The sequence below is a fragment of the Collinsella sp. BG-O-102 genome (genome assembly GCF_023656745.1).
Taxonomy (GTDB): Bacteria; Actinomycetota; Coriobacteriia; order Coriobacteriales; family Coriobacteriaceae; genus Collinsella.
This window is the reverse complement of the sequence record NZ_JAMOKO010000001.1, coordinates 56379-82442: the sequence shown is the minus strand read 5'-3', so window position 1 is coordinate 82442 and position 26064 is coordinate 56379. Positions and strand designations below refer to the sequence as shown.

Below are 26064 nucleotides of genomic sequence, written 5' to 3'. Positions count from 1 at the left end.
CCCGCGGGAGCAGAAACAGCCGCCCGCTCCCTCGACAAAATGATCCATTTTCCTCCGTCTCCAACAGATCAAAACGAAGTTGCGGTGGAATAGTTCCTGTTTAAAGCCCCGTGACTTTAATTGGAACTATTTCACCGCAAGTTATGAGGGACGGGATGGGGCTGGCCCTCTTACTCTTACAGATGGCGCTCCAGGAAGCGGAAGGCTAGGCGGATCCAGGGACGGACTGCCACCTGCTTGTCCTCGTTGTCGACCGCGGTGTTGGCGTTGCCGAGCGAAAGGCCGTGACCACCCTGGTCGAAGACGTGCATCTCGCATGCAACGCCCTCCTCGGCCATGCGCTGCGCAAACGGGTAGACCTGCGCGATCGGCGCCGTCTTGTCGTCGGACACGCCCCACACAAAGGTCGGTGGCATCTGACGCGAAACATGCGTGGTGGGGCAGATGTCGGCCAGATGCTCGTCAGTTGCCTCGCCGCCCGTCACCATCGACAGGTAGTCGTTGAGCAAATCGCGCCCCGTCTTGCCGCCCGTCTTGGGCACACGCAAGTCAATGCGCGGATCGCGCGCCTGCATGTCACGCACATAGGCAAAGTCGAGCAATGGATAGCCCAGCACCACGGCATCGGGACGAATGTCGTCCGGACGCGCCCCGGCAAGTGCCGCGAAGGGGCCGGTCTTCCACTGTGTTGCCAGCGAGGCGCAAATCATGCCGCCAGCAGAAAAGCCCACGACGCACACGCGCTTAGGATCGACATGCCACTCGTCGGCGTTGGCGCGCACCGTGGCGACCATCTTGGCAAGATCTGCCTGGGGGTGCGGAAAGCTCACGTCACCCGTAGAACTCGTGACATAGTTAAGCACAAAGGCCTGGTAGCCGCGATCCAAAAATGCAAACGCCACCGGGTCCTGCTCGTGCGGAGCGATATGCGTAAACCCGCCTCCGCCGCAGATGATCACCGCGGGGCGGCGGCCATTCGGTTTATCGGGCAGCGGCTCGGCACCCAAATACGTAAACGTCGCCGGATAATCCTCGGTCGGCTCCTCGCCCCACAGCGCATGGTTCTCGACAATCATATGTGCTCCCTTCGCGCAAATTATGCGCCCTTGTTTTTCGCCTTCAAGCGTACCCCACTTGAACCCGTGGCGCAGAAACACTCCGGCAATAAGTTTCCCTTCAACTGATATATCACATAATCCCAGTTCAGAGGTATCGTTGAGCAGCGTAGAATAGGGGCGTTGACCAAGCCGCGAAACACATGTGAAACGTTTCCGGCAAACCAAACGCGCGATATGCGCCTATTTAAGTTGGAGGCAACTATGGGTCTGCTCGATTCGCTTAAGTCCACCTTCACCTCGACCGGCGAGGCGTCCGTTCCGCCCGCAGCAAGCTTCGCTACCCGCGAAGGCGTCATCTACGCCCCCGTCAACGGCGTGCTCGTCAACCTGAACGAGGTTCCCGACGAGACGATCGCCTCGGGCATGCTTGGCCAGGGCTATGGCATCGAGCCCATTACCGGCACCATCTATGCGCCCGCCAACGGCCGCATCGGTGCCACCACTGTCACCAACCACTCCATCGGCATGATCACCGAGGACGGCCTGCGCGTGTTCATCCATGTTGGCCTGGGCACCGTGGAAATGAACGGCAAGGGTTTTGCCCGCTTTGTCGAGATGGGCGATGTGGTCAAGGCAGGCCAGCCGCTTATCAGCTTCGACCGCGAGGCCATTAAGGCCGCTGGTCACGAGGACATCGTGACCGTCATCGTCTCCGAGCTCGATCGTCTTAAGAGCATCGACCATGTCGGCGAGTCTGGAACGCTTATCGGCGGCAACCCGCTCGTCAAGCTTGGCGACCCGCTGCTGGTTGCCAAGACCAAGTAGCCAGGCCCCACGCCACACAGCCAAAAGGCACCTCGTCAAGCGCCCGCGACCATTTGGCCGCGGGCGCTTTTCGTTTGAAAAACCATCCCGCCAATGCCTTATCTGTATAGCCCAAATGAGACGAGCTGCTAGAATAACGAACTGTATGGATAACTATCATTCAACCGTTATGGGAGGATACGTGAACCGCACCAAAATCGCGCAGCTCTATGCCGATGCCGAGTCGCTCGGCGGCCAAACCGTCACCGTCGCCGGCTGGGTCAAGTCCGTCCGCGACATGAAGAACTTTGGCTTTGTTACGCTCAACGACGGCAGCTGCTTCCGCGACCTGCAGGTCGTCATGAACCGCGAGGCACTCGACAACTACGACGAGATCGCCCATCAAAACGTCTCGGCCGCACTCATTTGCACCGGCACCGTCAAGCTGACCCCCGATGCGCCCCAGCCTTTCGAGCTTTCTGCCACCTCCATCGAGGTCGAGGGCACGAGCGCCCCGGATTACCCGCTGCAGAAGAAGCGCGCAACCGTCGAGTTCCTGCGCACCCAGCAGCACCTGCGCCCGCGCACCAACCTGTTCCGCGCCGTGTTCCGCATCCGCTCTGTCGCGGCTGCCGCCATCCACCGCTTCTTCCAGGAGCAGGGCTTTGTCTACGTCAACACCCCCATCATCACCACGAGTGACTGCGAGGGCGCCGGCGAGATGTTCCGCGTGACCACGCTCGACCCCAAAAATCCGCCCCTCACTGAGTCCGGCGAGGTCGACTGGAGCCAGGACTTCTTTGGCAAGCATGCGAGCCTCACCGTGTCCGGCCAGCTCAATGCCGAGAACTTTGCCATGGCCTTTGGCGACGTGTACACCTTTGGCCCCACCTTCCGCGCCGAAAACTCCAACACCACGCGCCACGCCGCCGAGTTTTGGATGATCGAACCCGAGATGGCCTTTGCCGACCTTAACGACTACATGGATAACGCTGAGGCCATGCTCAAGTATGTCCTCAAGGACGTCATGGCCACCTGCCCCGACGAGCTCAATATGCTCAACAAGTTTGTGGACAAGGGTCTGCTCGAACGCCTAGACCATGTCGCCAACTCCGACTTCGCCCGCGTTACCTACACCGAGGCCGTCGAGATCCTGGAGCAGGCCGTCGCCGCCGGTCACAAGTTTGACTACCCCGTGAGCTGGGGCATCGACCTGCAGACCGAGCACGAGCGCTTCCTGACCGAGGAGCACTTTAAGCGCCCGACCTTCGTAACCGACTACCCGGCCGAGATCAAGGCCTTCTACATGCGCATGAACGAGGACGGCAAGACCGTCGCCGCCGCCGACTGCCTGGTTCCCGGTATCGGCGAGATCATCGGTGGCTCCCAGCGCGAGGAGCGCCTGGATCTGCTCGAGGCCCGCATCAAGGACCTGGGCATGAATCCCGAGCAGTACAAGTACTACCTTGACCTGCGCCGCTACGGTTCCTGCAAGCACGCCGGCTACGGTCTGGGCTTCGAGCGCTTGGTCATGTATCTGACCGGCGTGGGCAACATCCGCGACGTCCTGCCGCACCCGCGCACCGTGGGCAACGCCGACTTCTAATCGTCGGACGCTAGCTCGCGTCGCCACACGCCAACGCTCATCGCACAAGCGCCTCTCGACATCGGTCGAGAGACGCTTTTTTTCAACAGCATCCGTCAAGCTTTTGGCAAGTTTTTGGTCAGTTGAGCAGGGCTGTTGAAAACTCGACCCGCCGTTTGCCGACGACTACCGACCGCCCAGAGCGCCCTGCGCCCCTGGGAAAGCCCCACGTCCTAGGCTCCATACCGTCGCCACCCAAAACGGAAAGGACGTGGGCACCATGACCGAAGCCGCTGTTGAAACCTACGACACCACGACTAGAGGCGCCGCCTCGATGGCAGCCTATCGCGCCGTTCGCATCCTGCAACTATTAAGCGAAAACACCGGCGAGGACAAGGCCATGCTTTCCGATGAGTTGATCCGGCGCCTCGCCCATCCCGACGACCCCGCCCGCATGCCCATCTCGGCGGCGCGGCGCAGCATCTACACCGCCATCTCCGCGCTTCGCCATGCCGGATACGAAATTGAGTACAAACGCGGCGTGGGCTACAAACTTCTTACCCGCCCGCTCACCGATGAAGAGATCATCCGGCTCCACGGTATGGTCATGCGCAACCGCTCCACGCCTATCGCTATCCGCAAGAGCATGGCGCAGCACTTAGTTGCCATGGCGAGCGCCGACGTTCGCGGCTACCTCGATACACCCGAACCCGCTCCAAGCGCAGGCAGCAAGGCTACCAAGGCAACACGCACGCCCATCAAGCGCATCGACACGTGCGAGCTCGTCGAGCAGGCCATCGACCACGGAACCACGGTGAGTTTTGATATTTCGAGCGTCACGACGCGTGGCGAAACCGAAGCAGCACGGATGACACTCCGTCCCTTTGCCATCAGGCAGCGCGATGGCATCTCGTATTTGCTGGGAACGGTCTACGACGCCCGAGGCACCGACGATACGCTGCGCACCGTCGAGATCGCCCGTATGAGAAACGTCACCACACGTCTCCTCGACGGCAAGAAGCTCTTCGCCGCCCTAGACGAGGACGACGCCTCCTCCGCCGCATAAGACCCTCCGCCGCCCATTCGACTACCCGTACCGCCCATCCGATTCTGTATTAAAAAACCCGCCAGGCTGTTGTAAAAATGGACATCAGCGCTACTATAGTTCCACTTGCACTTTGTCCCAGTGCAGTGTTTCCAGCCATTTTTATACTGGGGGTAATGATATGAAGGACATCACCATCAGCCGCAGGAGCCTTCTGGTCTCCGCTGGCCTGCTCGCGCTCGCCCCGCTCGCCGGATGCGGCGGCAACTCTGGTTCCGGCTCTGCTGCCGCCGGTTCCGACTACACCATCGGCGTTCTGCAGCTCACCGAGCACTCCGCGCTCGATGCCGCCAACGACGGCTTTGTCAAGGCCATCAAGGAGAGCGGCCTTAAGGTCAAGATCGACCAGAAGAACGCCCAGAACGACCAGTCCACGTGTAAGTCCATTGCTGACAAGTTTGTGGGCGACAACGTCAACCTGATTTATGCCATCGCCACGCCCGCCGCGCAGGCTGCCGCCGGCGCCACGGCCGATATCCCCATCGTGGGCTGCGCCATCACCGACTACGCCGCCTCCGGCCTGGTCCAGGACAACGACAAGCCCGGCACCAACGTCACGGGCGCTTCCGACCTCACCCCGGTCGCCGAGCAGCTCGAGATGATGCAGAAGGTCCTGCCCGACGTTGAAAAGGTCGGCCTGCTCTACTGCACCGCCGAGTCCAACTCCGACGTCCAGATCAAGGCCGCCAAGAAGGAGCTCGACAAGCTGGGCCTCGAGTACACCGATTTCACCGTCTCGAGCTCCAACGAGATTCAGTCCGTCGTCGAGTCTGCCGTGGGCAAGGTCGACGCGCTGTACTCCCCCACCGACAACACCATCGCCGCGGGCGCCTCGCAGGTGGGCCAGATCTGCAAGGAGAACAAGCTTCCCTTCGTGACTGGCGAGGAGGGCATGTGCATGGCCGGCGGCCTGTTCACCCTCTCCATCAATTACGAGGATCTGGGCTACGCCGCGGGCGAGATGGCCGTCAAGATTCTGAAGGGCGAGGCCAAGCCCGAAGACATGCCTATCAAGCACCTCTCGAGCAAGGACCTGGTCGTCGTCAAGAACGACGAGATGGCCGAGGCCCTGGGCATCGACCTTTCCGCTCTGGACGCGTAATGCCATACGCGGCATGCGCCTAGAGCCCGTGCTCGCGCTTTAGCCGCGTTATTCAATATCTGAGCCACAGGGGCGGGCGCTGTAGACCGGCGTCCGCCCTGCTTGTTTCAGGTAAAACAAAACGTCTGTCCGCAGCTCTTCTATGCATTGTTACCGCTATTATGGTGAATCACGTGTCCACCCTATCCTAGGAGGTATGAAGCATGCTCATTGCATTGCAGGGCGCCGTTTCGCAGGGCGTCCTCTGGGGCATTATGGTGCTTGGCGTGTTTATCACGTTCCGCCTACTCGATATTCCCGATATGACCTGCGACGGCAGCTTTGCCCTCGGCGGCTGCGTCTGCGCTGTGCTCATCGTCAATAACAACGTCGACCCGCTGCTCGCCGTGCTGGCCGGCATGTGCGCCGGCGCCATCGCGGGCGCCGTCACGGGCATTTTGACCACCGTCTTTGAGATTCCCGCGATCCTCGCCGGAATCCTCACCCAGATCAGCCTGTGGTCCATCAACCTGCGCATCATGGGCAAGTCCAATACGCCCATTCTTGCCAAGGGCACCGTGTTTTCGGCCGTCAGCAATATGACCGGTCTGCCGCAGTCCACCGTTGCCATCATCTTGGGCATCCTGCTCGCCGTGGCTATCGTTGCCATCCTGTATTGGTTCTTTGGCACCGAGATCGGCTCGGCGCTGCGCGCCACCGGCAACAACGAGTACATGATCCGCGCCCTGGGCGTTAACACCAACTCCACCAAGATGATCGCCCTCGTGCTCTCCAACGCCCTCATCGGGCTTTCGGGCGCGCTCATCTGCCAGAGCCAAAAGTACGCCGACATTGGTATGGGCACCGGTGCCATCGTTATCGGTCTTGCCGCCATTGTTATCGGTGAGGTGCTCGGCCGCCTGCTGCCCGGCGGTCTCACGCAGTTTAGCGTCCGTCTTGCCTCCGCCGTCTTTGGCTCCGTGGTGTACTTCCTTATCCGCGCCATCGTGCTGCAGTTGGGCATGGACGCCAACGACATGAAGCTGCTTTCCGCCGTAATTGTCGCTGTGGCCCTGTGCGTACCCGTGGTTTGGGAGCGCTATAAGCTCCGCAGCTCCTACACGAAGGGGGATGAGGCAGATGCTTAAGCTCTCGCACGTCAAGAAGACCTTTAACAAGGGCACCGTCACCGAGAAGCGCGCGCTCACCGGCGTCGACCTCACCCTGAATGACGGCGACTTTGTAACCGTGATCGGCGGCAACGGCGCCGGCAAGTCCACGCTGCTCAACATGATCGCCGGCGTGTACCCGCTCGATTCGGGCGTTATTGAGCTCGACGGCACCGACATCTCGCGCCTGAGCGAGTCGCAGCGCGCCAAGTACCTGGGCCGCGTGTTTCAGGATCCCATGCGCGGTACCGCTGCCGACATGCAGATCGCCGAAAACCTGGCCCTCGCCAAGCGCCGTGGCCAGCGTCGCGGCCTTTCGTGGGGCGTCACCAAGGCCGAGAAAGATGAGTACGTTGAGCTGCTCAAGCGCCTGGACCTTGGTCTTGACACGCGTCTTAACGCCAAGGTCGGCCTGCTCTCGGGCGGCCAGCGCCAGGCACTCACCCTGTTGATGGCCACGCTCACCAGGCCGCGCCTGCTGCTGCTCGACGAGCACACGGCGGCCCTCGACCCCAAGACGGCCTCTAAGGTGCTCAACCTGACCGAGGAGATCGTCGACGAGAACCACCTGACCACGCTCATGGTCACGCACAACATGAACGACGCCATCCGTCTGGGCAACCGTCTGATCATGATGCACGAAGGCCACGTGATCTACGACGTGGCCGGCGACGAGAAGAAGTCGCTCACCGTGGCCGACCTGCTGCAGAAGTTCGAGGAGGTCTCGGGCGGCGAGCTCGCCAACGACCGCATGCTGCTGAGCTAAAACCTGCCAAAAGGGACAGGTTTATTTTGGCAGGTTTTATCTGCGCAAACGTCAAAACCGCCGCTAAGGGACAGACGCCCTTGCGGCGGTTTTCGCATATTATGTCGATAATCCGATATTCAACCAGACATTCTGGCTAAGGACTAAGGAAACTGCCATGAATAGACTCCCCCGCCTTGCGTTAGCCGCCGCGTTGTTTGCCGGCGCGCTCGCAGGCATCCCAAGCCTCGCTTTCGCGGGGAACCTGCCCGCCGCTATTGACGGCTCCGTGGCCGTCATGCACACCAACGACATCCACGGCAGCTACAAGTACAGCTACAACGCAAGCAAGGGCACCGGCACTGTGGGCTTTGACGGACTGGCGGTTCTCTATAGCGCCCAAAGCAGCGTCCCCGATCTTTTGCTCGATGCGGGCGACACCTTCCACGGACAGTCCTTCGCCACCATGAGCGAGGGCAAGAGCATCGCCGAGCTCATGGACACCTTCTACGCCGACGGCTACGACGCGACCACGCCAGGCAACCACGACTGGAGCTACGGTGCGGACAAACTCCGCACCATGACCGGCTACAGCACCACCGGCACGCCCTTCGCCATGCTCTGCGCGAACGCGAAGTCTACGAGCGGCGTATGGAGCTCGAGCATCACGAAGACGCTCGATCGCACCTGGGAGGATAGCGAAGATCACTCCACATTCGACTACAAAATCAAGGTCGGCGTCGTGGGTGCCATGGATGAGTCGCTAGGTTCCTCGCTGCGCGCGGACCTGGTCGCGGGCACCAGCTTCTCGAGTGCCGCGAACGCCATCAATACCGAGGCAGAGCAGCTGCGCAGGGAGGGCTGCGATGTTGTTGTGTGTATCGCGCACACGCTCGACGCCAAGACCTTTGCCACGCGACTCCGTGGCGTCGATGCCCTTATCGCAGGCCACGAGCACATCAACCTTAACGAGAAGGTGACGGGAGCCGACGGCAAGACAATCCACGTTGTCGAGGCGGGCAGTGCCTTTGCCGAGGTGGGACTGCTTTCCATTCCGTACAAATACGACACGAATGGCACCGAGACGACCGACGATGACACGGTCACGGTCCCTGCAGACGGCAGCGACGAGAAGCTCTACACCGCCAAGAACGTCAACGACCTTTTGACAGACCCCGACAAGGGCTCCGACTACCAAAGCCGCCTTGAAGCCGTCCGCAACAAGATCAAGCCGCTCGACGAGGACTTTGAAAACGAATCGAACAAGGTGCTCGGCACATCCACCACCAACTATTTCTACGGCGAGGACGCCGCAGGCACGCATGGTTGGGAAATGGTGCGCACCACCGATTTCCGCCCCGGCAAGGAGGGCGACACCACCAAGGCCCAGACCATCGGCCACGTGATTTGCGGCTCTTATCTTGCCCTGACGGGCGCGGACCTCGCTATCGAAAACGCTGGCGGCATCCGCGGCGGCATCGCGGCGGGCAACGTGACCGCTGGCAACGTCATCGCCATCTCGCCCTACGGCAACACCGTGGAGACCTGGACCATGACCGGCGCGGACTTCCTCGCAGCGCTCGAGCACTCGCTACAAATCAGCGACGATTGCAACGACAGCTACGAGCTTCAGCAGGCTTATGTGGCGGCCGGTCACACCGAGCAGGAGGCGCAAGACAAGTACAAGTGGCGCGATGACTCTGGCAGCGTTCTCTCCTTTGGCGGCATCAACGTGACGATTGATTGGACGCAGCCCGAAGGCAAGCGCATTGTGAGTGCCACACTCACCAAAGACGGCAGCACGCTCGACCCCGCCAAGACCTATACCGTCGCCACCAACAACTACATCATTACCAACACGACCGACTTTCCCACCTTTGCACACGCCACCAAGTACACCGAGTGGGGCACGTGCGAGGCGGCGCTGAGGGCGCTGATTGGGCAGAACGGCTGGGAGAGCAAGATGGCCGGGCTCGCCGGCACCATCAGCTTCGGCTCCGTAGCCGTGGACCCCACGCCCACACCGGCCCTGACGCCTAAGCCCTCGCCTAAGACGGACACGACGACCACGAAGGTCAGCACCAAGAAGACGAGCGGTAAGCTCGCCGCAACGGGAGACCGCACGCTGGCAGTAGTTGGCGCGTGCCTTATCGGCGGCATCATCGTCATCATCCTCGGCATTATCTGGAAGCGTCGACGCTAAGTTACACCGCCGGGCCTTGCAGCCCCGCCGCGTAAACCTTATATCGAGCACAGAAGCCCGTCTGAATTTGATCGGACGGGCTTCTTGGTGGGTATCATGGTTGGACGATCATTAGGAGGTTTTCCCTACATGGAATTGTTTGAGCCGATTCTTCATTTCTTTGAGCAACGGTGGGTCCACAACATCATCTGGGCCGTCATCTTGGCGATAGGCACCGCCGTCGCCGCCGAGGTCGTATCCAAGACCCTGAACCATCTGCTTAACCGTGACGATAACCCGCTTCCGGCATCAAGTATCTTCATCAACATCGCGCGCGCCGTCATCTGGATGATTGGCGGCAGCTTTATCCTCGACAACTGCTTTGGCATTAACGCAAACGCGCTCGTCGCCGCTCTTGGCGTCGGCGGCATCGCCATCTCGCTCGGCTTTCAGGACACGCTGTCAAACCTTATCGGCGGCATGCAAGTGACCTTTATGGGCATCATCAAACCCGGCGACAATATCGAGGTCGGCGGCGTATCCGGCGTGGTCCAAGACATCACTTGGCGTCATACAACGATTGAGGATGCCTGTGGACAGACCATCATTGTGCCCAACTCCAACATCTCCAAGAACACGCTCGTGCATTTGATGCCCTTTGGACGCGTGGCCGTGCCCGTTGCCGTAAAGGACACGTCTAAGTGGGCTTCCCTTGACGTGCTGGCAGACGAGCTCACGAGCGCAACCAAAACGGCCGTCTCGCCCATCTCGGGCTTTGACAAAGAGCCCTACGTGCTCTTTAGCGAAATCGGCGACTTTGGCATCAAAGGAAAGATCATCTTTATCGTCAGCGACGACAGCACCACTTTCACCGCTGCCGACGCCTGCATCCGCGCCATCGCCCCCATCATCGCCTAAACCACCGCAAAGGGGTCAGGCATCTTTGTAGTGGTTTTCATTCGTGGTACCATGGTTCATATAGTTGTTTAAACGACTAAGGGAGCAACATTATGGAAGAGGCCTATCGTCAAGCACGCAAGCGCGGCGAGCAAGGACGTCGACGCGCCATTAGCCAAAGCGAGCATCCATACCTTACGGACCTCGATAGCTTGGTTGCTCAGCTCCCCTTAGGTCAGCGAGAGAATGTCGGCCTGCGGGATATTCCGCTCGAAATGGTCGTCGGCACGGTCACCAAGGGCCGTCAGTCCGCCTTTTCGTGTAACTTTATGCCCCTGCTTCCGTTTAGCACCGAGTTCGCCCGCAAGTGGTCCAACCTCTACGACATCCAGGTGACCGAGGGCTATCGCGACCCCGTCATCGTCACCGAGTTCATGCATCGGTTCTATGTCCAAGAAGGCAACAAACGCGTCAGTGTCCTCAAATTCCTAGACGCCCCGACGGTTTCGGCCAAGGTCACCCGTCTCTACCCCGGCACATGGGATTCCGTCGAAAGCCGCCTGTACGGCGAGTTCTGCGCGTTTTGGCGCGTCTGCCCCCTATACGAGATCGAGTTCTCGCGTGAGGGAAGCTACGAAACGCTCGCGAAGATGCTCGGTCAGAACCTTATCGAAAAATGGCCGCAGAAAAAGGTCGACTACCTGCGCCACACTTTCCTGCTCTTTAAGCGTGCCTACCTTCGCGCAGGCGGCGATCACCTGGACATTACGCCCGCCGACGCCATGCTCGTCTACCTCAATGTGTACAACCAGGACCGCCTGCTGGATACGCCAACGGATATCGTCGTAAACCGCCTGTGCAAGATCTGGCGCGAGCTGGTCATTGCCGGCAAAAATGACGAGGACAAGGTCGATCTTGTCGAAGCACCGAGCGTCGACGAGGAGGAGACGCCCGCCAAGTCCACCTCTAGCGTGCTCAACTTCTTTATGGGCAAGACCGTCTACTCGACGGCCAACCCCCTGCGCATCGCCTTTATCCATGAGTTCCCCTGTGCGACGTCGAGCTGGGACAGCCTGCACGACCAAGGGCGTCAGTATCTCGATGAGCACTTTGGCGGTATCGTGCGCACCGAGGCGTTCGAGGACTGTCACGATCCGGATGTGTTCTACGCCGCCGTGGAAACGGCTGTCAAACATGGAGCAAACGTCATCTTCTCGACCTCGCACCGCCTGATGGAATACACGCTCAGGGCTGCCGTTGAGTATCCCCGGGTTCGGTTCCTCAACTGCTCTATCGGCCTTCCCCATCAAAGCGTCCGTTCGTACTTTGGCAAGATGTACGAGGCCAAGTTTCTGCTGGGCGCCCTTGCGGCCAGCATGGCGGACAACCACCGCATCGGTTACCACGCGTCGGTCTTCGCCTCGGGCGCACTCAGCGAGATCAACGCCTTTGCGATTGGCGCCTCGCTGCTCGACCCGCGCGCGCAGGTCATCCTCACCTGGGGCGATGTTCCCGCCGGTGGTCTTGCCGAAGCCATGTGCCGCGAAGGCGTAAGCGTCATGACCGGCGCTGACATGTCAAAGTCGCTCGAAGACCCAACGGCCTACGGGCTTCACCGCTTGGTCGACGGCAAAGTCACCGGCATCGCCATGCCCGTATGGAACTGGGGCCGTTACTACGAGCTCATCGTTCGCAGCCTTCTTCACGGCACGTGGGACGAGACCAGCGACGACAACCAAGTGCGCGCTGTCAACTACTGGTATGGCATGAGCTCCGGCGTTATCGACATCCGTTACGCTCCGGGCCTACCCTACCAAACGCGCAAACTCGTGCAGTTGCTCCGCAACGGCATTGTTGTGGGATCCATCAACCCCTTTGGCGGCGAGCTCCACAGCCAGAACGGCGTGGTACAGATCGAAGGCTTCCCTCCGCTGCCGAGCAGGCAGATTGTCGAGATGAATTGGCTGGCGGACAACGTGGTAGGCACCATTCCGCAGCTCGACGATGAGCCGAAAGTCCCTGCCCTATGAAAATCCTTGCCATAGCCGATACCGAAGAACGATGCCTTTGGGAGTGCTTTCGCAAGGAACGCTTTGAGGGAGTCGACCTGATTTTGTCCGCCGGCGATCTGGACCCGGACTATCTTGAGTTTTTGGTTACGGTCATCAACAAACCGCTCATCTACGTGCGCGGCAATCACGATGACCGCTACGCACGTCATGCACCGGGTGGATGTATCTGCGTAGAGGACAGCGTGTACACGTACCGAGGGATTCGCATTGCGGGCCTTGGCGGGTCCATGCGTTATCGCGACGGCGCCAACATGTACACCGAACGCGAGATGTCCAAGCGCATGCGTAAGCTGTCGCGTAAGGTTAGGATGGTCGGCGGGTGCGACATTCTGCTTACCCATGCACCCGCCGCCGGCATGGGTGATCTGGACGATCTGCCGCATCGAGGATTCGAGTGTTTTAACACAGCACTCGAATCCTGGAATCCCGACTACATGGTGCACGGGCATGTGCACCAAAGCTACGGTTGCGATTTTCAGCGCGAGCGTCAGCATGTGTGTGGAACGACGATCATCAACGCCTGCGGCTATACGCAGTTTGAGCTCGACCAGACGCACTACCCCATCCGCGGCTGGCAAGCAGCTTGGCTCAACTCACAAACCATGCGCCGCGAGCTCAAACGCCACGAAGCCATCGAGTCTTCAACAGCCAGAACACCCTGGTAACCACCATAAAGGGGACACTGTCCCCTTTATGGTGCTTTTGACGCGATAGCAAGAAACCCGGTCCTGCACAAGGCAGAACCGGGTTTCTTTAGCAATGCTTGCTGTACTCAGGCAGTAACTAGCAGTTACTCAGCCAGGAAGTCACGCTGGACAGCGGGATCGACCTTGACGCCAGGGCCCATGGTGGAAGACACGGAGATGGACTTGACGTACTTGCCCTTAGCAGAAGAGGGCTTGACGCGCAGAATCTCGGTGTACAGGGCAGCGTAGTTCTCGACGAGCTGCTGCTCAGAGAAGGACTTCTTGCCCAGGGGCACGTGGCAGATGCCGTAGCGGTCGGCGCGGTACTCAACGCGGCCAGCCTTGAGCTCGGAGACCATCTTGGCGACGTCCATGGTCACGGTGCCGAGCTTGGGGTTCGGCATGAGGCCACGGGGACCAAGGATCTTACCGATGCGGCCAACCTTGGCCATCATGTTCGGCGTAGCGATAGCGGCGTCGAAGTTGATCTCGCCCTTCTGAATCTGGGCGACGAGCTCGTCGGAACCGATGATGTCGGCGCCGGCAGCCTCAGCCTCACGGGCCTTCTCGCCCTCGGCGAAGACGGCAACACGAACGGTCTTGCCGGTGCCGTGGGGCAGGGAGATGGAACCACGGATGTTCTGGTCAGCCTTACGAGTATCGATGCCCAGACGGAAGTGAGCCTCGACGGTCTCGTCGAACTTGGCGGTGTCGAGCTCCTTGATGAGCTTGGCAGCCTGAAGGGGGGTGTAGAGCGTTGCGCGGTCGATCTTCTCGGCAGCGGCGTTATAGCTCTTACCATGCTTAGCCATGTGCATTACCTCCTGTGGTTAAACGGGCGTGAGCCCTCCCACATCGTATCGTGTGCCCTATTGCACACATTTAACGGGCGCCCCGGTCGGAGCACCCGCCGTTACCATAAGAAATCGCTACTCAGCGATGGTGACGCCCATGGAACGGGCGGTACCGGCGATGATCTTCTTGGCGGCGTCAATGTCGTTGGCATTGAGGTCCGGCATCTTGATCTCGGCGATCTTGGTGAGCTGCTCCTGGGAGAGCTGACCAACCTTGTCAGCCTGGGGCTTAGCGGAACCAGACTTGAGGTTCAGCTCCTTCTTGATAAGGTGAGCCGCCGGCGGGGTCTTGGTGATGAAGGAGAAGGACTTGTCCTCGTAGACAGAGATCTCAACGGGGATGATGTCACCCTTCTTGTCCTGCGTCTCGGCGTTAAAGGCCTGGCAGAACTGCATGATGTTCACGCCAGCAGCGCCCAGGGCGGGGCCGACGGGAGGAGCGGGGTTTGCTGCACCAGCAGGAATCTGGAGCTTAATGACGTTGGCAACCTTCTTCTCAGCCATGGTCATTCCTTTCGAATCACGAGTGTGAAGTACTTGCTATATCGTAAGCACGCACGTGTTAGAAGCACTCCTGAGATGAGCAGTCACAGAAGAAGCACGCTCGCGCGAACGGACGAAAACTTAAGCGATGACAGCGACCTGGTTAAAGTCGAGCTCGACCGGCGTCTCGCGGCCAAAGATCATCAGCGTGACCTTGAGCTTGCCAGCCTCGGTGTTAACCTCGGAGACCTTGCCATCAAAGTCGGTAAGCGGGCCATCGGTGACGCGGACGGACGTACCGACCTCAATATCAACCGAGGTGCGCTTGGGCGAATCGCCCTTACCGGGACGACGAGTCATCTTGTTGTACTCGTCGCGGGAAAGCGGAGCGGGCTTGCCGTTGCCGCCTAGGAAACCGGTGACGCCAGGCGTGTTACGAACACACGTCCAAGCATCGTCATCCATCTCCATGCGGACCAGGACATAACCCGGGAAGATCTTGGAATCCTTGGTCTCACGCTTGCCACCCTCTTTAATCTCGGTGACGCGCTCCATAGGAATCTCGATATCAAAGATACGGTCCTGCATGCCCATAGTCTCGATGCGATGCTCGAGATCGGACTTAACGCGGTTCTCGTATCCAGAGTAAGTGTGAACGACGTACCAACGCTTAGACATGGTTTAGCCCCTCAATCCAGAGAACAGAGCAAGAGCCTCGCCAAAGCCAGCATCGAGCAGAGCGATGACGACGCCGACGACGATCAGAGAAGCGCAAACAACAACCGAGTAGTTCACGAGCTCCTTCTTATCGGGCCACGTGACACGCTTCATCTCGGACTTGACCGAAGCGAAATACTTCTTGGTGCGGGCGAAGAAACCAGGCTTCTCGTTCTTCTTGGACTTCGCAGCCTTCTCGTTCTTCTTGGCAACGGCCTTCTTGGCCTCAACCTTGGAGTTGGCGGCAGCTTTGTTGGCAGGTGCCGGCTGCTGAGCCTTCTTCTTGTTCTTCTTGTTGGCCATTTGGGTTACCTCCGCGCAATGCGCTTATACATGAGTAAACCGTAAGCCCCCAAGTGGGAGCTTACGGAATAATGACTGGCACGCCAGGAAGGACTCGAACCCTCAACACTCGGTTTTGGAGACCGATGCTCTACCAATTGAACTACTGGCGTATGTGACTAGAGACTAGCGAGTCTCTTTGTGCAGCGTGTGGTGACGGCACCAGGGGCAATACTTCTTGATCTCCATACGATCAGGCATGGTCGACTTGTTCTTGGTGGTCGTATAGTTGCGGCGCTTGCACTCAGTGCACGCAAGAGTAACTAGAGTACGCATGTATCCTGAACCTTTCATTTCCGCCCCGTACGGGCACGAGTTGTTACTTTATCAGCTCCACGTAAGTGCTGTCAATGAAAACCTCGAGTCAATTGGTTCTCGGTGGATCCATTCATATTTGGAACACATCAATGAAGCCATCGAGAGCTAATCGACGGTGCATCCAGGACCATTATCGATCCTCTCGACACCAGCAACGGCTCAATATCCATTGCAGAAAAGAACCCGGCACCCATATAAGTGCCGGGTTCTCTAAGTCAGCTATATCAAAGAGCTAATTTACTCAATGATCGTGGAGACGATGCCCGAACCGACGGTGTGGCCACCCTCGCGGATAGCGAAGCGCAGGCCCTCCTCCATGGCGATCGGGTGGATGAGGTCGCCCTCGATGGTGATGTGGTCACCAGGCATAGCCATCTCGGTGCCCTCGGGGAGCTTGACCGTACCGGTAACGTCGGTGGTACGGAAGTAGAACTGAGGACGATAACCATCGAAGAACGGGGTGTGACGGCCGCCCTCCTCCTTGGTCAGAACGTAGATCTCGCCGGTGAACTTGGTGTGCGGGGTAACCGAACCGGGCTTGCAGAGAACCTGGCCGCGCTCGATGTCCTCACGCTTGATGCCGCGGAGCAGCAGACCGACGTTGTCGCCAGCCTCGCAGAAGTCCATGGACTTACGGAACATCTCGATACCGGTAACGACGGTGTTCTGGGTATCCTTGATGCCGACGATCTCGACGGGCTCGTTGAGCTTGAGCTCACCGCGCTCGACACGGCCAGTAGCAACGGTACCACGGCCGGAGATGGTCATAACGTCCTCAACGGCCATCAGGAACGGGAGGTCGTTGTTACGAGCAGGCGTCGGGATGTACTCGTCGACGGCCTTCATGAGCTCGCGAATGGCGTCCATCCACTTGGCGTCGCCCTCGAGAGCGCCCAGAGCGGAGCCACGGATGACGGGGATGTCGTCGCCGGGGAAATCGTACTCGGAGAGGAGCTCACGGGTCTCCATCTCGACGAGGTCGATGAGCTCGTCATCGTCGACCATGTCGCACTTGTTCAGGAAGACGACGATGTAGGGAACGCCGACCTGACGGGCGAGCAGGATGTGCTCGCGGGTCTGAGCCATGGGGCCGTCGGTAGCAGCGATGACCAGGATAGCGCCGTCCATCTGAGCAGCGCCGGAGATCATGTTCTTGACGTAGTCAGCGTGGCCCGGGCAGTCAACGTGAGCGTAGTGACGGGCAGCGGTCTCGTACTCAACGTGGGAGACGGAAATCGTAATGCCGCGCTCGCGCTCCTCGGGAGCCTTGTCGATGTTCTCGAACGCAGTGAAGTCAGCCTTGCAGCCCTCGGTCTCGGAGAGAACCTTGGTGATGGCAGCGGTCAGCGTGGTCTTGCCGTGGTCGACGTGACCAATGGTGCCGATGTTAACATGCGGCTTAGTGCGCTCAAACTTCTCTTTGGCCATAAAGCCCTCCTCTTAACAGGTCGTCCCCGGACGGGACTTTGCCTTTATACCATAGTGGCCTCTCAACATACTATTGAGAAGCCACCGTGTTACCTATGGTAGCGGTGACTGGATTCGAACCAGTGACGCCACGGGTATGAACCGTGTGCTCTAACCAACTGAGCTACACCGCCGGATGGAGCCTGCAACCAGACTTGAACTGGTGACCTCTTCGTTACCAACGAAGTGCTCTACCGACTGAGCTATACAGGCACTTGACGGGTGGGAGCTATAGGATTCGAACCTATGTAGGCAGAGCCAACGGGTTTACAGCCCGTCCCCATTAACCACTCGGGCAAACTCCCAATCGTTCAAGTATCCGCAGGTCCTTTGGTCTTTTGGACCGCCGCCCCCGCGAACGAAGAAGATAATACGATGCCACCTTGGGGGCTGTCAACGAAAACCTCTAGATACACGGTGCCGGGCGTATCTATATAGCCGTGACCTGCGGTTTTATTGAGTTTGGATATGAAGGACAGTGGTTTTGGATACTGAGGTGACGTTTCCCAAGGTAACACTTTGCTGTAGTGGAGTACACCTTCAGTATCGAACTTCGATACCAGCTTATTTGCACCTATATATAGGTCGAGATCGGGGCTGCCCAGACAGAAGATTGCTCTTCCCAGGCAAAATCGAGCGTGGATTTTCTTCCGTTTGAAATCGAGCGTGGATAATCTCCCACTTTGCCGTGCCATCGAATCCAAAGTGGCAGATTATCCACGCTCATTCACTAGGCGGAAGATTTTCCACGCTCGTGTGTCCGATAATCCACGCTCGATGACGATGACCAACCTCGCCCCGGCCTATGTCTCGACCTATAACAGTAAGAGGGTTATTCCTCCCCTATCTGTTACAGATCGAGATGTTTCGCAGAAACCCCCGCTTACGTCTCATTCTGTAACAGTAAGAACGGTTTTCAGCCTCTTCGTGTTACGGATCGAGATGTTATCGGCCTTCCCTTGGCAATGTTTCGATCTGTAACTATAAGGAGGGTCTTCAGCCCACTCGTGTTACGGATCGAGACAAACCTGAAGCTTGGTTGGCGCCAAACACGCTGACTTATCGACATAAATAGAAACGGGCCCTGTCCCACAAGGAAACAGAGCCCGAAACTCTCATGGAGCCAGTGACAGGAATCGAACCTGCAACCCACTGATTACAAATCAGTTGCGCTACCGTTGCGCCACACTGGCACACTTGGCGCTTTCACGCGAAGCGAGTTAAGAATAAAGGAATTGCGGACGGGGCGCAACAGGCCGCACGGCGTTATACAAATATGCAAAATCCAGCAACAACGCGTACCAGGCCCGTTCATTTCTGTCAGTGCGCCCTCAATCTTAAAACCATTCGCCAGAACGAATAGTTTTAATTACAATTGCTATATATAAAACTATTCGTTCTGGCGAAGGGTTTCGCGATGCTTACTACCAAAGAAGCCGCCGAGCTGCTCGGCATCACTCCGCGCAGGGTGCAGGAGCTCATAAAAAACGGAGCACTTGAGGCCCGCAAGGCTTCTGGTGTATGGCTCATCGACAAAGACAGCGTCGACACGCGACTCCGCTCTGTGACCAAAACGGGGGGACGTCCCCGCCGCGGCCACGGTAAGAGCGAGATCGCGTTCACCCTCATGAACCGCACGTACGAAGTCGCTCAGCTGGTCTACAGTACATCGCGAAAAGACTTTACCCACATCGGTGCCGACATCGATTACGCCCACGCCCCTATTGGAGTATTTGGCCCTAATAGCCCCATATCGCTAGACTCCTTCCGCATCTGGTGGCGCGGCCGCGGTATCCCGCTCGCACGCATTGGGCTAGCCTCCCTGCTTGCAGAAGCCGCAGTCGATGTTCCCGATGAACTCGTCCAGCGAAATCTCGGCCTCTCCTTATCCGACCAGTATTGGATTAGGCCCCAAGGTTCCGGTCTCACCTGGGAGGATATCAACTTCTTCAATAACGCCTTTGATGACGTCTCGCTGTCCATTGCACCCTTTGCCCCAGAGGGAAAAGCGGCTGCCGCAAAGCCCGACAACACCTCGGACGGCAATCTTCAAAAGTACTGGACATGCGAGGGCGGGCGTCGAATTCTGCATAAGGCAGGAGCGCACCTGAACCAGGAACCTTATAACGAGCTGGTGGCGACCACGCTCCACCGTCGCATCCTAAACACCTGCGATTATGTGCCTTACTCGCTCGAGGGCACGGGCACTTCCGCCCTGAGCATATGCGATGTCTTCTTAACTGATGAAGAAGAGTATGTCCCTGCGTTCTATGTAAACCAGCACGCAAACGCAGATGAACGACTAACCGACTACGAGCGATACGTAGCAAACTGCGAGGAGCTCGGGGTGACAGGCGTCAAGGATGCCCTTGACCGCATGATCGTGTGCGACGACATCATCGCCAACTACGATCGTCATTGGCGTAACTTTGGCCTTGTGCGAAACGTAAACACGCTAGCCTGCAGACCTGCCCCTATCTTCGATTCGGGCTCATCACTCTGGTGCAACATATCACTAGAGGAGCTTAGGGCGGGAGAGCACAGTTTTACCAGCGCACAATTTCATTCAAGCCCCGCCAAACAAATGTTGCTCGTCGAGGACATGGGCTGGTTTGACGGCGACAAACTCGAGGGTTTCGTTGACGAGGCAATCGAAATCCTATCCAAAAACGACGCTCTTACAGCGAGACTGCCTTATCTAAAAGAGGCGCTAACATGGCGCCTCGAAAGAATGATCGACATCGCTGAATGGAGTTAGCGAGACAGCATCGCCCCGCCAACTCCCCTACCTCCCGCGCAGAGCTTTGAGCTTGGCCAGGGCCTCGGGGCTTAGACGGCTGCCCAGGGTCATCTTGATCTGCGGGGCCTCCTCGGCCTCGTGCACGTCGTTGTCGATCTGTTTGATCTCGTCCACCAGCATACGGCTCGAGATGCGCGTAACGCCCTTGCCCATGACGACGGCCTGGATCGTGCCGTCGCTCGACACAACAGAGCACGCACGGCCTTCCTCGCGTGCCTCGATGCAGAGCTTCTGTACCACGGTATCGGCAGAGACGCCCGTCGGCGAAAACTCGATGCGCACGCCGCGGGCCGGCAGGTTGGGGCGCTCGCTGGAGATGTTGCCCGCGCCGTCAAACACGATCACGGCCTCGTAGCGGCCCTGGGCAAACGCGGCGACGTCGTTGATGAGGGCGGTGCGTGCCATATCGTGAACGTCGCTGGAATACGGATCGTCTGAATGGTCGTACACGAGCTTTTCGTAGCGCGGCGTGCAGTGGATCACGTTGTAGCCGTCGACCACCAGCAGCTCGGGCTTATTGGAGTGCACCGTCGAGACCGGGTCGGCGATGGCCTGCGCAAACGCATTGCCGCCCACGCCGTAGGTCGCGGCCGAAACAATCGGCTTGGCCGAGCCCTCGCCAAAGCGCTTGGCCTTGGACTTGGCACGGTTCTTTTTGGACATGCGCTACTCCTCCCCCATGAGCTCGCCGACGTTGCGGCGCAGCCACTCAAAGCACAGCGCCGTGGTCGCCTGGGCAACATTGAGGCTCTCGGTCATGCCGCGCTGGGGAAGCTTGGTCAAAAAGTCGCATTTCTCGAGCACCAGGCGCGAGATGCCGTCGCCCTCGGAGCCCATGACGAGCGCCACGCGGCCCTCGAAGGGAGCATCCCAGCAGCTGCCCTCGGCGTGCTCGGAGGCGCCGCCCACCCAAAAACCAGCGGCCTTGAGGTCATCGAGCGCTCGGGCGATATTGGGAACCTGCGCAATGGGCAGGTGCATGACGGCGCCGGCAGAGGTCTTGTAGCTGCCCACGGTCACGCCGGCGGCGCGCTTGTTGGCGATGATGACGCCCGCGGCGCCCACGACCTCGGCGGAGCGCACGATAGCGCCAAAGTTACCGTCGTCGGTCACATGGTCGAGTACGATGACGAGCGCCGGACCGTCGCCCGCGCGGTCGAGGATATCGGCGACATCGGCATAGGGGAAGTTACCAACCTCGAGCGCAATGCCCTGGTGAGCGCCATGGCTCGACAGTGCGTCGAGCTGCGCGCGCGGCACATACTTAATGCGGACGCCCGCGGCGTTGAGGTCATCGACCAGACGCGACAGGGCGGCATCGCGCTCCCCGCCCTCGGCAATGAGCGCGCACTTGATGGGAAAACCAGTGCGCAGCGCCTCGGCGGCAGCACGACGACCTTCGATAAACTCGCCCTTGGGAGCCTGGACAGCGTCGCGGTTTCGATCGCGCTGCGGACGCGCAACCTGGGTGCGATCGCGCTGGCCCTTGGGAGCGGCAGCGCGGTCATTGCGGCGAATCGGACGCGAGCCAGAAGCAGCCTGCTTGCCACCACGAGGCGCACGCTTGCGATTGTCGGCCATAAAGCGACCTCCTAAATACAACTATCAAACGAAACAAAATAAACGACCGCCCATGAATATTAATTCGGGCGGTCGGTACGGGTTTTCCAAGTGCCCGAGATTGCCGCGAAAGAGGAGCGACGCGTACTTGAGTACGCGAGCGACGGTTTGAACGGCAAGGTCGGGTGCTTGGGAAAACCGCGGGGATTAGAGAGATTTGATACGAGTGCCCGCGGCCGTATCTTCAATGGTGAGGCCCAGGTCCTTGAGCTGATCGCGGATGGCGTCTGCCAGATCCCAGTTCTTGGCGGCGCGGGCCTCGGCGCGGGCCTCGAGAATCTTGGCAGCGGCCTCGTCCACGTCGTCACCCGTGTAGGCAACCAAACCGGCGGCAACGCCCAGCAGGCCCAGCGGCAGCTCGACCTTGGGCTCGGGAAGCTCAACGCCAAACGTATCGAGCAACTCGGCCAGCGTGTCGGCGGCGGCAAGCGCGGCGGCCTTGTCGGCAGCGTCGCCCGCCTGCTCCAGGTACTGGTTGCACTCGGTCACAAAGCCAAAGACGGCACCCATGGCACCGGCGGTGTTAAAGTCGTCGTCCATGCACTCCTTAAAGGCAGTACGAGTCTCGGCGGCCTTGGCGACAAACGCCTCAGATGCTGCCTCCTCGGCATCGGCCGTCGCATGGTTCGCGGCCCAGCGCAGGTTCTCGACCGTACCGGCGATACGCGTGAGCGAGTTCTCGGCACCCTCCAGGCGCTCCCAAGAGAAGTCGAGCGGCGAACGATAGCTCGTCTGCAGCATCAGCAAGCGCAGAGCCGCGGCAGAGTGCTGCTCGAGCACCTCGGCCAGCGTAAAGAAGTTACCGAGCGACTTGGACATCTTCTCGCCGTCAACCAGCAGCATGCCCGTGTGCATCCAGGTGTTGGAGAAGCCCTGGTGCCAGGCGCAGGTGGCCTGGGCGCACTCGTTCTCGTGATGCGGGAAGGCAAGGTCGGAGCCACCGCCGTGAATGTCGATCGGGGTGCCCAGGTAGCGGTGCACCATGGCGGCGCACTCGGTGTGCCAGCCGGGACGGCCCTCGCCCCAGGGGCTCGGCCAGCTGGGCTCGCCGGGCTTGGCGGCCTTCCACAGGGCAAAGTCGAGCGGGTCGTTCTTGTCCTCGTTCTCCTCGATGCGCGCGCCAACCATAAGGTCGTCGATGTTGCGGCCCGAGACCTGACCGTAGTTGGGATCGCTGCGCACGGCAAAGTACACGTCGCCGTTATCGGCGGCATAGGCGTGGCCCTGCTCGATGAGCGTCTTGATCATAGCGATCATGGGGCCGATCTCCTTGGTGGCGCGGGGGCGCACATCGGGATCGAGCACGTTGGCGGCGCGCATGACGCCGATGAACTTGTCGGAGAACTCCGTCGCGACCTCGGCAGCCGTACGGCCTTGCTCGTTGGCGCGCTTGATGATCTTGTCATCGACATCGGTGAGGTTCTGGGCGAACGTGACCTCGTAACCGCTTGCGATGAGCCAGCGACGAATCACATCGAAGCTGATGAACGTGCGGGCGTTGCCGATGTGGATGTTGTCGTAGACCGTGGGGCCGCACACGTACATGCGGACCTTGCCGGACTCGATGGGCTGGAACTCTTCCTTTTTATGGGTAGCGCTGTTGTAGATACGCATTCGTTACTCCTTAACAGTTTTCTGTAGCAGGCAGACGGCCCAGGCGCCAATTCCCTCGCCTTGGCCTTCCCAGCCGAGCTTTTCGGTCGTAGTGGCGGCGACGCCCACGTTTTCGACGTCAACGCCCAGAGCATGGGCGAGGTTGGCGCGCATGGCATCGCGGTGCGGGGTGATCTTGGGCTGCTGGCAGGCAATGGTACAGTCGGCATCGACAAACTCAAAGCCCAGCTCGCGCGCATAGTCCATTACGCGGGCAAGCAGCACCATCGAGTCGGCACCCTCGTAGGCGGGATCGGTGTCAGGGAATAGCTTGCCGATGTCTCCCCCGCGGCAGGCGCCCAGAATGGCGTCGGCCAAGGCGTGCGCGAGCACATCGGCATCCGAGTGGCCCAGCAGGCCGCGCTCGTAGGGAATGTCGACCCCGCCGATAATACATCGACGCCCCTCCACCAAACGGTGGACGTCGTAGCCGTGGCCAATGCGCAGGTTACTGAACATGGGGAAGGTCCTCTCCCTCGGCCATGCGACCGAGCAGAATCGCGGTTACGGGACGCAAGTCCTCGGGTACCGTCACCTTAAGGTTGTCGCGTGGGCTCTGGACGCAGCGGACACGCCCACCCATGCGCTCGACCAGCGACGAATCGTCCGTGCCGATAAAGCCCTCGGCAATCGCTGCGGCATGGGCGCGCTTCATGGCGTCGACACTAAAGATCTGCGGCGTCTGCGCGGCCCAGTACAGCTCGCGTGGCGGTGTCTCGACGATATTATCGCCATCGACGATTTTGAGCGTGTCGATCGCGGGCTGACCGCACACGACACCGTCGAGGGCGCGGTCGCTCACGAGCACGTCGATCGCATGATCGATGGCCTCGGTCGTAATGAGCGGACGGGCGCCGTCGTGGATGGCGGCGTATTCGAAACCCGCCGGAACCGCATGCACGCCGGCACGGGTGGAATCCTGACGGGTATTGCCGGCATCGGCAAAACTGATAGGCGTGTCATAGTCAAACGGGTCGATGGCCAGGCGGCGCATCTCGGCACGACGCTCGGCAGGGCAAACCACGACGATGTGGCCGACCTTATCGCTACGGTCAAATGCGCGGATGGACCAGCTCATAAGCGGACGACCCGCTACATTGACGAGCTGCTTGCCGCCGGGATTTCCAAAGCGCTGGCCGCTGCCGCCGGCAACGACCACGGCGCATACGGGCGCCATTATGCGTTCCCCTGTTTGGTGCCCTTCATGCGGTACAGCGAGTCCGCAAGAATGGCAGGGTTGTTGACGCCAAAGTCGCCCAGGCGCTCCGGGTCCTCGCTGATGTCATCCATGAGCTCCTGCAGCGAGCCGTACTCGTCGACAATCTTCTCGGCCACGCCGTCGCGCACGACGGACACGCGCGAAAGCGTGCGCAGGCCCAACGGCGTCATGACGGAGTCCTCGTCCAGGTCGTCGTAGCCCAGAACCGCCGCCACATGCTGCGGGTCGGACAAGTCCTTGGGCGTCATACGGGCAAGCTCAGCGCGAATCTTCTCGGCGTTTGCCTCGGAGGAGTCGCTCGCGTAGTCGCGAATCATCAGGTCGTACTCGGTATCCATGCTGGAGCCGGCGAGCTGCTCGAGCTGCATCTGCACGAGCTTGCCCTGGTTGCCCAGCTTGACAATGCAATCCTTAAGCTCGGTCTTTGCCTGCTGCATGATCTCGAAGCTCGAGAAAATACCGGTAATGTCGGCGAGCGTAACGTAGTCATCGAGCTCGAGGGCCGTCAGGCGCAGCAGGGAGCGATCGAGCGACTGACGGGTGGTCTGGAGCGTGGCGACGAGTTGGTTGACCGAGCTCATGATGGTGGTAACGGGCTGGATCTCGTAGCTCTTGCCGTGAACGTACACGTTGACAACGGCACGACGGGCCGAGACCGAGATCACGATGGCATCCGTGAGCACCGACATGCGAGCGGCGGTGCGGTGACGCATACCCGTCTCGCTCGTGGCAAGCGAGGGATCGGGATTGAGGTGGAAGTTGGCGCGCAGGATTTGGGTGAGGTCACCGTCGATGACGATGGCACCGTCCATCTTGGAGAGCTCGAACAGACGGTTCGAGGTGAACGAAATGTTGAGCGGGAAGCCGTCGTTACCGGCAGCGAGCACGTTTTCGGTGTCGCCGACGCAGATAAGGGCGCCCAGGTGACCGGCGATGATCATGTCGAGGGCGGTGCGGATCGGCTGACCAGGTGCCGTCAGGCGGATGGCCTGTTCCATACGCTTTTGCAGCTCGTTCTTATCCAAGGCATCGCTCCCATCCTATACGCTCCATAAACGCTAAATAGTTTCTCACGGTTTGCCACCGCCACGCTCGCGAAATCAGATGCTTACAGAATGAGCGAACGCCGCTTAGGTAGCTCATTTGGGACGGGGCTCCTTTGACTGCTCATGTGGTAGCATCGGGTCTCATATAAATGAGGGAGTAG

24 protein-coding genes and 5 tRNA genes are annotated in these 26064 nt (G+C 59.6%); 11 read left to right on the top strand and 18 right to left on the bottom strand.

Annotated elements, in window-relative coordinates; genetic code table 11:
- Window positions 1-176 precede the first annotated feature (176 nt).
- Window positions 177-1076 carry an alpha/beta hydrolase gene (locus tag NBH09_RS00390; RefSeq protein WP_161115128.1) on the bottom strand — a complete coding sequence of 300 codons (900 nt, stop codon included), beginning with the start codon at window positions 1074-1076 and terminating at the stop codon, window positions 177-179.
- 243 nt (window positions 1077-1319) lie between these two features.
- Between NBH09_RS00390 and NBH09_RS00385 the strand changes: the two genes are divergently transcribed.
- The 10 genes from NBH09_RS00385 (at window position 1320) to NBH09_RS00340 (ending at window position 13363) form a co-directional block, all read left to right on the top strand.
- Window positions 1320-1883: a PTS sugar transporter subunit IIA gene (locus NBH09_RS00385; protein ID WP_040359007.1), complete on the top strand. Its 564-nt coding sequence runs from the start codon at window positions 1320-1322 to the stop codon at window positions 1881-1883.
- A gap of 181 nt (window positions 1884-2064) precedes the next feature.
- A complete protein-coding gene (asnS, locus tag NBH09_RS00380; RefSeq protein WP_055285210.1) occupies window positions 2065-3468 on the top strand; it encodes an asparagine--tRNA ligase in 1404 nt (467 codons plus the stop codon).
- A 259-nt stretch (window positions 3469-3727) separates the two neighbouring features.
- Window positions 3728-4513 carry a hypothetical protein gene (locus NBH09_RS00375; RefSeq protein ID WP_195444122.1) on the top strand — a complete coding sequence of 262 codons (786 nt, stop codon included), beginning with the start codon at window positions 3728-3730 and terminating at the stop codon, window positions 4511-4513.
- Between the two features lie 160 nt (window positions 4514-4673).
- The gene (locus NBH09_RS00370) at window positions 4674-5654 is read left to right on the top strand and encodes an ABC transporter substrate-binding protein (protein WP_250786747.1); all 981 of its coding nucleotides are present in this window, start codon (window positions 4674-4676) and stop codon (window positions 5652-5654) included.
- Between the two features lie 203 nt (window positions 5655-5857).
- Window positions 5858-6781: an ABC transporter permease gene (locus tag NBH09_RS00365; protein ID WP_006234992.1), complete on the top strand. Its 924-nt coding sequence runs from the start codon at window positions 5858-5860 to the stop codon at window positions 6779-6781.
- Window positions 6774-7568 carry an ABC transporter ATP-binding protein gene (locus NBH09_RS00360; RefSeq protein ID WP_055250279.1) on the top strand — a complete coding sequence of 265 codons (795 nt, stop codon included), beginning with the start codon at window positions 6774-6776 and terminating at the stop codon, window positions 7566-7568. Before NBH09_RS00365 ends, NBH09_RS00360 begins: the two co-directional genes overlap by 8 nt.
- 157 nt (window positions 7569-7725) lie before the next feature.
- On the top strand, window positions 7726-9750 hold the full coding sequence (locus NBH09_RS00355) for a bifunctional metallophosphatase/5'-nucleotidase (RefSeq protein ID WP_250786746.1): 2025 nt from the start codon (window positions 7726-7728) through the stop codon (window positions 9748-9750).
- Window positions 9751-9879: 129 nt separating this feature from the next.
- Window positions 9880-10647, top strand: a complete 768-nt coding sequence (locus tag NBH09_RS00350) for a mechanosensitive ion channel family protein (RefSeq protein WP_250786745.1) — start codon at window positions 9880-9882, stop codon at window positions 10645-10647.
- 92 nt (window positions 10648-10739) lie between these two features.
- Window positions 10740-12656, top strand: coding sequence for a BMP family ABC transporter substrate-binding protein (locus NBH09_RS00345; protein ID WP_250786744.1), 1917 nt, complete (start codon window positions 10740-10742; stop codon window positions 12654-12656).
- Complete coding sequence (locus NBH09_RS00340; RefSeq protein ID WP_117799696.1) at window positions 12653-13363, top strand: metallophosphoesterase family protein; 711 nt, start codon at window positions 12653-12655, stop codon at window positions 13361-13363. The genes NBH09_RS00345 and NBH09_RS00340 overlap by 4 nt, the downstream gene beginning before the upstream one ends.
- A 125-nt stretch (window positions 13364-13488) precedes the next feature.
- Here the strand turns inward: NBH09_RS00340 and rplA are convergent, their stop codons facing one another.
- The 11 genes from rplA to NBH09_RS00285 all read right to left on the bottom strand — a co-directional run bounded on the left by rplA (window position 13489) and on the right by NBH09_RS00285 (window position 18758).
- The gene (rplA, locus tag NBH09_RS00335) at window positions 13489-14196 is read right to left on the bottom strand and encodes a 50S ribosomal protein L1 (protein ID WP_022093892.1); all 708 of its coding nucleotides are present in this window, start codon (window positions 14194-14196) and stop codon (window positions 13489-13491) included.
- Between the two features lie 117 nt (window positions 14197-14313).
- On the bottom strand, window positions 14314-14742 hold the full coding sequence (gene rplK / locus NBH09_RS00330) for a 50S ribosomal protein L11 (RefSeq protein ID WP_022093893.1): 429 nt from the start codon (window positions 14740-14742) through the stop codon (window positions 14314-14316).
- A 120-nt stretch (window positions 14743-14862) separates the two neighbouring features.
- Window positions 14863-15399 carry a transcription termination/antitermination protein NusG gene (gene nusG / locus NBH09_RS00325; RefSeq protein WP_099432095.1) on the bottom strand — a complete coding sequence of 179 codons (537 nt, stop codon included), beginning with the start codon at window positions 15397-15399 and terminating at the stop codon, window positions 14863-14865.
- 3 nt (window positions 15400-15402) lie between these two features.
- The gene (secE, locus tag NBH09_RS00320) at window positions 15403-15741 is read right to left on the bottom strand and encodes a preprotein translocase subunit SecE (protein ID WP_035137537.1); all 339 of its coding nucleotides are present in this window, start codon (window positions 15739-15741) and stop codon (window positions 15403-15405) included.
- Between the two features lie 76 nt (window positions 15742-15817).
- Window positions 15818-15893: transfer RNA gene (locus NBH09_RS00315), tRNA-Trp, on the bottom strand.
- Window positions 15894-15906: 13 nt separating this feature from the next.
- A complete protein-coding gene (gene rpmG / locus NBH09_RS00310; RefSeq protein ID WP_022093895.1) occupies window positions 15907-16056 on the bottom strand; it encodes a 50S ribosomal protein L33 in 150 nt (49 codons plus the stop codon).
- A 279-nt stretch (window positions 16057-16335) separates the two neighbouring features.
- Window positions 16336-17526 carry an elongation factor Tu gene (gene tuf / locus NBH09_RS00305; RefSeq protein WP_035137538.1) on the bottom strand — a complete coding sequence of 397 codons (1191 nt, stop codon included), beginning with the start codon at window positions 17524-17526 and terminating at the stop codon, window positions 16336-16338.
- Between the two features lie 96 nt (window positions 17527-17622).
- A tRNA-Met gene (locus tag NBH09_RS00300) sits at window positions 17623-17699 on the bottom strand.
- A gap of 3 nt (window positions 17700-17702) precedes the next feature.
- Window positions 17703-17778, bottom strand: a tRNA-Thr gene (locus NBH09_RS00295).
- Window positions 17779-17788: 10 nt separating this feature from the next.
- Window positions 17789-17870 (bottom strand) — tRNA-Tyr (locus NBH09_RS00290).
- A gap of 813 nt (window positions 17871-18683) precedes the next feature.
- Window positions 18684-18758: transfer RNA gene (locus NBH09_RS00285), tRNA-Thr, on the bottom strand.
- 224 nt (window positions 18759-18982) lie between these two features.
- Between NBH09_RS00285 and NBH09_RS00280 the strand changes: the two genes are divergently transcribed.
- Window positions 18983-20323 carry a DNA-binding protein gene (locus tag NBH09_RS00280; RefSeq protein WP_250786743.1) on the top strand — a complete coding sequence of 447 codons (1341 nt, stop codon included), beginning with the start codon at window positions 18983-18985 and terminating at the stop codon, window positions 20321-20323.
- A gap of 27 nt (window positions 20324-20350) precedes the next feature.
- Here the strand turns inward: NBH09_RS00280 and NBH09_RS00275 are convergent, their stop codons facing one another.
- The 6 genes from NBH09_RS00275 to disA all read right to left on the bottom strand — a co-directional run bounded on the left by NBH09_RS00275 (window position 20351) and on the right by disA (window position 25855).
- A complete protein-coding gene (locus tag NBH09_RS00275; RefSeq protein WP_055285223.1) occupies window positions 20351-21028 on the bottom strand; it encodes an NYN domain-containing protein in 678 nt (225 codons plus the stop codon).
- Window positions 21029-21031: 3 nt separating this feature from the next.
- Window positions 21032-21946, bottom strand: coding sequence for a 23S rRNA (guanosine(2251)-2'-O)-methyltransferase RlmB (gene rlmB / locus NBH09_RS00270; RefSeq protein WP_195520840.1), 915 nt, complete (start codon window positions 21944-21946; stop codon window positions 21032-21034).
- 186 nt (window positions 21947-22132) lie between these two features.
- Window positions 22133-23599 (bottom strand): cysteine--tRNA ligase, encoded by a 1467-nt coding sequence (cysS, locus tag NBH09_RS00265; RefSeq protein ID WP_250786742.1) that lies wholly within the window; start codon window positions 23597-23599, stop codon window positions 22133-22135.
- A gap of 3 nt (window positions 23600-23602) precedes the next feature.
- A complete protein-coding gene (gene ispF, locus NBH09_RS00260) occupies window positions 23603-24097 on the bottom strand; it encodes a 2-C-methyl-D-erythritol 2,4-cyclodiphosphate synthase (RefSeq protein WP_006234975.1) in 495 nt (164 codons plus the stop codon).
- Window positions 24087-24815 (bottom strand): 2-C-methyl-D-erythritol 4-phosphate cytidylyltransferase, encoded by a 729-nt coding sequence (gene ispD / locus NBH09_RS00255; protein WP_250786741.1) that lies wholly within the window; start codon window positions 24813-24815, stop codon window positions 24087-24089. Before ispD ends, ispF begins: the two co-directional genes overlap by 11 nt.
- Window positions 24815-25855 (bottom strand): DNA integrity scanning diadenylate cyclase DisA, encoded by a 1041-nt coding sequence (gene disA, locus NBH09_RS00250; protein ID WP_006234973.1) that lies wholly within the window; start codon window positions 25853-25855, stop codon window positions 24815-24817. The genes ispD and disA overlap by 1 nt, the downstream gene beginning before the upstream one ends.
- Window positions 25856-26064: the final 209 nt, after the last annotated feature.